Raw genomic sequence first — 8135 nt, forward strand, 5'->3', positions numbered from 1 at the left:
GAGGAGTTAGGACAAACTCAGTCGCAATGGCATCAGACTCAAGATGAATTAGAAGACACGAAGACTCAACTGCATCAAGTTCGGGAGGAGTTAGGACAAACCCAATCTCAACTGCACCAAACTCAGGCAGTTTTAGAACAGTTGCAGACTCAACTGCATGAAACTGAGGCAGTTTTGGAAAAATCTGTAACTCAGCTAAGCCAGAGAACGGAAGAATTAGGGCGATCGCAATCTCAACTGCACCAAACTCAGGAGGAGTTAGGGCGACTCCACATTCAAGAAGCTATAGCCAGAGAAACAGAAGATCCAAACCAAAGGCAATACAAGCTGCTCGTGTGGGATGCCTGGAATGCTTATGTCAATGGTGACAAACGTCAGATGCAAAAGTGCTTGCAGGAGTCGTTAAAATCCACGCCGTTCTTGAAAACCGAAACAGCCTTAAATTGGTTGCAAAATTTTGTCCAGTTTTCTGCAAATCAAGATGAAAAATTCGATCCCTCTTGTCTAACCAACTCAGCCGAGTGGCAACATTCGGTTCGTTGGCTTCAAAAACCTAAAATAAGGGTTTTGAATCAAATATACTAAAAAAACTAATGCCAATAAACCTCGTATTTTGTCCCTTTAAAATACCCTTTTAGTTCGTATAAATTTTCGATAATATCCTCTAAATTGTCTTAGAGAACCTTATGCGTTGAACAACTCAATTGTTGTATATTGACGCCCAGACATGCCTGGATTTCTTGCATCGTGCGATCGGATTCTGTAAGTAAATCTTCATAAGTCAGTTCCAGCACGCGATGCCCTTGAAAATAATCTCGAAATCGCTGCTGACGCTCTTCCGTAAACTTAAATTCGTTTAAACATTCTTTGGCGTCCAATCGAATCTGCACGGGATCTGGTCTTTCATTTGGATTGGATATCCATAAAATATTTGTAATCTGAGTGGCTATCAATTGAGATACATCGCGCTTCAATAAGTTTTTTCTCGTTAGATGGATAATTAAAACATCCTGACTAGAAATAATAGAATCCAGTACCGCCTTATATGAAGGTAACGACAGTTCCTCATACTTAAACTTTAAACCTACAGCACGGTAAGAACCAGGATACAACACGAAATCAGCTAAAAAGTTAACTGTATCTTGTTGGCGTAGCTGCCTCAGTTTATCCCGCAATGGCGATTCTATCTCCAAATTTAAACCCACCAAATTTGCTGGATTCTTAGGACCCATAACTTCTCCATGACAGATAATTTCTGGATGAGACAGAAGGGAATGCACGAGCATCGTACTCCCAGTGCGAGCAGGACAAATGATCATAAATTTGCTATACTCGCTAATAGTGGGTTGACTTTTCACCGACTTTGTAAACTCTTCTGTTTTTGCCGATTTTGCACCGATCGCCCTCAGCAGCACAGCATACTGGGGAATTGCAGGACTAGGCGGCACAATCTCTAAAACTTCAAAGTATTTAGACCAATTTTTATAGATGTATTCGAGAGTGCAATAGGTGTCGCCGTAGAAATCTGGAAATACTTTCTGCCAAAATTTTGTTTGAGTAAATAAAAAGCCTGACTCTTTTAGCGATAACTCAATTTTATTTTTTACACCCATATCTTTAATTTCATCAATATGCCATTTTCCTTTAAAGGTTAAGAGTGCTAATCCTCCTGGTTTGACAACCCTCTTCAATTCTGATAGCCATTTAAACTGATGTTCTTCATCCAAATGAGTGAAAACTGAAATTCCATATAAAAAATAAAATTCATCGTTTTCAAATGGTAATGGTGGATATTCTCCTGTCTTATGAAATGTTGCAAAAGGTAGATTTTCTTGGCACCAGGATATCGCATCTAGATCAATATCGCATCCTACTAACTTGGCTTTTGTTATGGACGGAAAAGCACGTAAAGTCCTTCCACAACCGCATCCAAAGTCTAGAATCGAAGCGGTCGAATCTAAATTCATACCGAACTTGGCAAGCATCTCGGCAGCATTTGGATTGATGGGTTGCCTAGCTTGATTATATCCTCAACGAGTTGTTCAACCGTATTGTTGCCAGCGATAATGAGTTCAATCTCTCGTCCCAACTTTTTTTGAACTCTGGGAAAAATGTCCTTTGCTAACCACTTGACTGAATCTCCATTCGGAGAGTCCATTTGATAAATTGAGCCCACAAACAAGATATCTTTGCGCTTGCCAAAAGGATTGGGGGTGGGAGAAATTGGCACCGCATGACCTAAGACTTCTGTATTTGACAATCCGCTGGCCACAAATTTCTGTTTTTCCTGTTCCGATACCGAGATAATCCGATCGCACCCTGCGGCTAATTGCACCTCCTGCTCAATGAGTTGCTGCACCTGCTGTGGGGACGGTTCCTCTCCTCGCAGACGCATTTGCTCGATTTCTCGCAGACAATAGAGCGCTTCAGCATCATAGATTATTTTACTGCCTTTCAGTAAGTTCGCGTTCTGCTCCAAGCAGGATTTTAAAATACTCATATTATGGGGGCGGCGGACAAAAACCGCATCATAATATCCCTGTCGCGCTTGCAAAAAGTCTGCCAGTCTGGGGATGCCATATCCCATCATCACTTCTACAGACTGGGGAACGTCGGCATAAACTTCTGCCCAGTTTTCATTCATGTGAGAAAGGTCTATGGGATAAAACGTGACTGCATATCCCAGCTTAACCATACAAGATAGGATAAAGTTGCCTCGGGGATGACCAGAGCCTAGGAAACTATGAGGAATGCGATCGTCAATGAAGAGAATTCGCTCTCCTGGCTGCTTCGCTGAAGTGCGGGCAAACAAGCTATTTTCAAGATTAGGTAAATATTGAGACTCTAACCAGTCTTTGTGTTTTTCCCCAAAAATCCTTTGGTTTTTCACCTGCAATCGAGTCGCATTTTCTCTAGAACTGGAACTGGCAAACTCGTAGTGCAGGATAACGACATTCGGTTCGTAAACCACTCGCTTCCCTGCTTTCCATAGCTTGACACAATAATCTGTTTCTTCATAGTAGGCAGGCAGATACGCTTCATCGAATCCGCCCATATCAAGAAATAAATCGCGTCTTGTGAGTAAAAAAGCTGCCGAACAGTAATCGACGGAGCGTCGGAACATATACTCCGGTGCGAGGGGAGAATTTCCCCGTCCATAACCCAGGCAGGAGCCATCTCGCCAGATTATGCTGCCCGCTTCTTGTAACCTTCCATCGGGCAGAATTATTTTACCTCCTACAGCACCCATATCGTCGGAACTTTTCAAGGTTTCTACTGCTGCTGCGATACTATCACCTAAAATTTGAGTATCGTTGTTTAAAAATAACAAAAACTCGCCTCTAGCGCGTTGAACGGCTTGATTGCAGGCTCGAATGAAGTACAGATTATCGGAATTATCAAGAATCTGGACTCCTTGAATGCGGTTTAGGAGCAGTTGGGTGTTATCTGTTGAGGCATTATCAACAATTATCAATTCAAGTGAATTAAAATTAGTCTGTAAAATAGAAGACAAACACTTCAAAGTCAGTTCGGCTCTGTTATACAACACCAAGATAATGCTAACCGCTGGACTCTCGACATAAGGAATATTGATTCGAGCCGATGTATTTAACAAACTATCCAGAGCCATCTGACTCGTTGACTTTAAAAACTGTTTGGCTTGCTCTAGGGTGGATGGTAAATTCTCGGCTTTTTCAATTTGAATTTCCTGTTCAGGAAGCGTTACTCCTTTTTTTTTTGACACTTCCTCTAATTGCTGCAAAATCTCAGCGTCATTCGGCTGCAACTGCAATGCCATCTGATAAAAGACGATCGCCCCATCGAGTTGTCCCTGCTTCGCCAACCCATTCGCCAATTGCACGTAAAGTTCCGCATCATCCGGCTGAATCTCTAACGCCTTGTGGTAATTTTGCAAATCCTCTGGATGCTCTTGAATCGCTTGACGATAACACCCCAACGCTGCTGCTAAATCCAACATAGCGCGTTCTCGCAACGCATCCCCCAACTTCTGCGAAATCCAAGGCAAATCGGGCTGAAGTTTCACCGCTTGCCGATATGCGGCAACGGCTTCATCCCACTGCTCAAGTTGCGACAACGCTTCTCCTAAATTGTAATGCGACCAGTGGAACTCTGGATTTAACCCGATCGCCCGACGATATGCGACAACTGCCTCCTCCCATCGTTGCAATTTCAGCAGCGCATCCCCTAAATTATTATGAGACCACGAATTATCCGAATTTAATTCGATCGCCTGCCGATATGCACTCGCCGCCTCTTCCCAGCGTTGCAGTTTCGTCAGCGCATCCGCCAATTGCTGGTAAATTTCTGCCGAAGTTACCTTCAACTGAATCCCTTGCTGATAAGCCCTTACCGCCTCCTCCCATCTTTCTAATTCTACCAACGCCTTCAATAATCCATAGTGCGATCGCCCATTCTCCACTTTCACTGTGATCGCCTGTCCGTATGCCGTGATCGCCGCGTACCACTCCTGTTTATTACTGAAAATTTCCCCCAGATTATGATAAGCGGGGGATAGCTGCGGATTCAACTCAATGGCGCGACGATAACAGGTAAGTGCCTCTTCTTGCTTCCCTTCAATAATCAGAATATTCCCCAACTTAAGACACTCTAACGCCGTCATCCCCTGGGGTTCTAAACTCAATGCCCGATATCGACACATCGCCGCATCTTGCGCTTTCCCAACTCGTTCTAACACATTCGCCAAATTCCGATAAACCCCGGCAAAAGTAGGTTGGAGTTCTAGCGCCTTCTGATCAGCTAAAATTGCCTGATCCCAATTTTGCTGTTGCGCCAGCACAGTCCCCAGATTGCCATAGACTTCCGCACAATCCGGCTGAATCTCTAGCGCTTTCAAATAACACTGCTGTGCCGCTTCTAACTGTCTGCCCGCTAGTCTGGCATTCCCCAATATTTTATAAGCCAGTGCTAGATTCGGCTGCAGAGATACGGCCTTTTCACAAGCTGCGATCGCCTCTGTTAACTTCCCCTTCTGATAATAATATTCCCCAATATGCAACAACGCCTCAGCATCTTCCCCCGAGGCATAACTTCCATTGTTCAGCCCATTCATTTGCCTTGCATCCTGCAAGCGTTCCCCCGTCTTCGTCCCTAACGCTAATGCTTTTTTCCCATAGATTGCTGCTTCTTCCACCTTCCCTTGTCGCTTCAGTGCCTCCGCCAAATTGTGATAAACTCCAACTAAATTCTGGTTTAACTCAATCGCCCGTCGGTAACAAGCAATTCCCCGCTCTAGTTCCCGCTGCTGCACCAGGGCATTTCCCAGATTCACGGATTCCTCTGCGGAAAACCTTTCCGGTTCCACACTCCACGCCCAATACCAACAATCTGTCGCTTCTGCTGGTTTGTGTAACTGTGTCCAAAGTTTTGCTAAATTCCGATAGACACCGGCAAAGTTTGGATTGATTTTTATCGCTCTTTGGTAACAGGCGATCGCCGACTACCACTGCTGTTGCTGGGCGTAGAGACTACCCAAGTTCGCATAAGCTACAGCAAAATTAGGCTGAATTTCAATCGCCTTGATATAACTGTGTCGCGCCTCTGTTCTCTTGCCTTTCCCCTGTAGCACATCCCCCAGGGTTTTGTAAGCCTCTGGATGATTCGGCGTAAGTTTCACCGCTTGCAGACAGGCAGCTTCCGCTTCGTTTAACTTTCCTTGAGCTAAATACGCTTCGGCTTGTCGATTCAACTGAATCGCCGCCCTTTCCGGGTTGACAGTGGCTTGCATAGTGGGGGAAATCGCTCCAGACTCATTTGACTCCATTATCTCTGATATACCTGCAATTTTTAACATAGCGTGCAATTTCTTCAAATTGATCCAAATATCTTCGGTTAAGGGATTTTGGTACATCTCCTCGCGCAGGGGATAGCAGGCAAACGCCTCTCCCGTTACCACATAATGGGACAATCCCAGCAGTTGACTGATCTCGGCATAGTAGGGTCTAACGTAGTGGGGGGAAACAAGTTCGATCACCTGGGTTCCCGGGGGGCAAAACACCAGATTGGTCAGGCCACTGCCATGTGGGGCGACAATTATTTTAGCATGAGAAAATACCGCTATCTGTTCGGTAAAAGATAAAGATTCCGTTACAATTGGCTCAAAGCCGAACTGAGCCAGAAACTCGATAACTTCAGGTTCATTGATTAACCGGCGATATCGGGCTTGGGCGCGACTGATATAAATGCGTTCAGGGTAATCCGAACTTGATGCGGGAATCGGTTTGAGAAATGCTTGTCTGAGAAACTGTAGTGCCCAAGGTTCTAACCACCCCAAATGTCCTGGAAACGAAGGAACTATCAGTCCGGTAGCGCACAGGTGGGGGTAGCGATCGCTCTCGATAATCTTGGTTTCGGGAATCCCCAACCGCGCCAGGGTTTCTCGCTGAAATGGCTGGCTAATACTATTGACTAAAAAGTAATCTATTTCATCGCATTCAAACCCACTTTGTTGTAAAATTTCTACCCGAGGCAGGATATCCACCAACCAATGAAAATAGACATTTCCCGAAAGTCCCGCTAACACCGCTACGGTCCCGTCAATTTCAGTTAATGGGGGAAATTCTTCTAACTCAAAAATCCGATGTTCCTTTGGATCCTGTTTCTGACATCCGGGTAAAGCGCCGGGATACTGACGAGAAACGTCAGCGAGGAGATAGTTATCTGGGGTCAGAATTGCGATCGCATTGCACACCATCCAAGATGCAGTTTGCGGTACGATCCACGCCCGTCCCTGGGGTACTACTACCACAAATCGAGATGGTGAATTCTGGGCGATCGCGCTTAGATTTTTGTCGAAACCATAAATATCATGTCCCCGATGAATTGGCGAAAACTGCCGATAAATTCGACTCAAACATGGGGCACAGTTCAATCCGCCACATTCTTGCACCACTGTGGAATCTTTGGGAAGAATAACCTCTTGTGGATTGCTTCCTTTATCGATGAGAATATAATCACTTCCCTCAAACTTTACCTTTTCAATCCACTCTCGGCTATCCTGATAAATTCCATTAGGTTTGGTGTTGCGCTTTAGCGCCGGTGCGGAATCCCACAAGAGCAAGATCGAGTCATGCGATCGCGCTCTTGCCCTCCTCCAAACGGGTGCTTTAGACCTCAAGCAACTTTTCTCAAGGGTAATATTAGGATTATCCTCGGATAAAGACGGTTCTATCAGCTTTGCTATCTGACGGATCGTCGTCGCCGCATCGAATCGTTTTTGGTTCGCTAAACACTGACTTAATTTTCCGTAGGCGCTTAAATTATTCGGGTTGATTTGTAAAGATTGATGATAGTAGCGTTCCGCCTGTTTGTCTCCCCCATATTTTAATAAAACATTTCCCCAATGCAGATAAGTTTGGGCGAGATGTTCGTAAACTTCCGGGGAATGGGGATTGGATTGGAGTGCTTTGAGAAATTGGGCGCAACTGATAATAGCGCGATCGCGTTCGTCAAGGCTATCTTGTCGATCAGGAATGGCTAAGGTTCGCTCTACCCAATCGCCGTAGGATTGGACAAATGCCGGTGGCAAGGCGATCGCTTTTTGAAAGCACTGCATGGCTGCATTTAACTCACCCCCTGCCATCAAAGAATAGCCGCAATCGCTGTAAGCTGCCAAATGATTCGGGTCGAGTTCGATGCAGCGTGGGAAATACTGAACCGCTTCGGTATGGTCACCCTCATCCTGCCATATTTTCCCAGCATTATAATAGGAGCCGACCCGATCTGGCTGCAATTCAATCGCTTTGGCATAGGCGGATAACGCTTCACCGGGTTTGCCTTTTGCCTGTAATGCTTGCCCGGGGTTGTGATGTAAAGGTGCCCAATTGGAGTTGAGGGCGATCGCCTGATGGTAAATGGCGATCGCCTCAGAGATTTTGTTTAACTGAACCAGAACGCAACCCAGATTGCTAGAGGCATTGAGATAATCCGGTTGCAGGGAGATGGCAGTTTGATAGCTATTTTGCGCTAACTCTAACAACCCTTGAGCGTTGAGGACAACCCCAAGATTGTAGTAAGCGGGAGCATCATCGGGATGTTGCGCGATCGCCCATCGATAGCAGCGTTCTGCCCCTAATAAATCCCCCTGCCGATACAGC

General features: G+C 45.4%; 3 protein-coding genes and 1 pseudogene. 1 reads left to right on the plus strand and 3 read right to left on the minus strand.

Features of this window, described 5'->3' with window-relative positions:
* Nucleotides 1–585: pseudogene (locus J0895_RS06610) on the plus strand (hypothetical protein); the annotation flags it as partial.
* Between the two features lie 89 nt (nucleotides 586–674).
* On the opposite strand, the gene J0895_RS06615 reads toward J0895_RS06610, so the two are convergent.
* The 3 genes from J0895_RS06615 to J0895_RS06625 form a co-directional block, all read right to left on the minus strand.
* On the minus strand, nucleotides 675–1967 hold the full coding sequence (locus J0895_RS06615; RefSeq protein ID WP_207087316.1) for a class I SAM-dependent methyltransferase: 1293 nt from the start codon (nucleotides 1965–1967) through the stop codon (nucleotides 675–677).
* Nucleotides 1964–5311, minus strand: a complete 3348-nt coding sequence (locus J0895_RS06620; RefSeq protein WP_207087317.1) for a tetratricopeptide repeat protein — start codon at nucleotides 5309–5311, stop codon at nucleotides 1964–1966. The genes J0895_RS06615 and J0895_RS06620 overlap by 4 nt, the downstream gene beginning before the upstream one ends.
* A 168-nt stretch (nucleotides 5312–5479) precedes the next feature.
* On the minus strand, nucleotides 5480–8135 hold a 2656-nt coding region (locus tag J0895_RS06625), incomplete at its 5' end, for a glycosyltransferase 61 family protein (RefSeq protein ID WP_207087318.1).

The organism is Phormidium pseudopriestleyi FRX01, assembly GCF_017313335.1.
GTDB lineage: Bacteria > Cyanobacteriota > Cyanobacteriia > Cyanobacteriales > Laspinemataceae > Laspinema > Laspinema pseudopriestleyi.

What these genes read in the sequence shown, in the direction of transcription:
- J0895_RS06615 (WP_207087316.1), bottom strand. Translation starts at nt 1,967, where the DNA reads ATGAATTTAGATTCGACCGCTTCGATTCTAGACTTTGGATGCGGTTGT.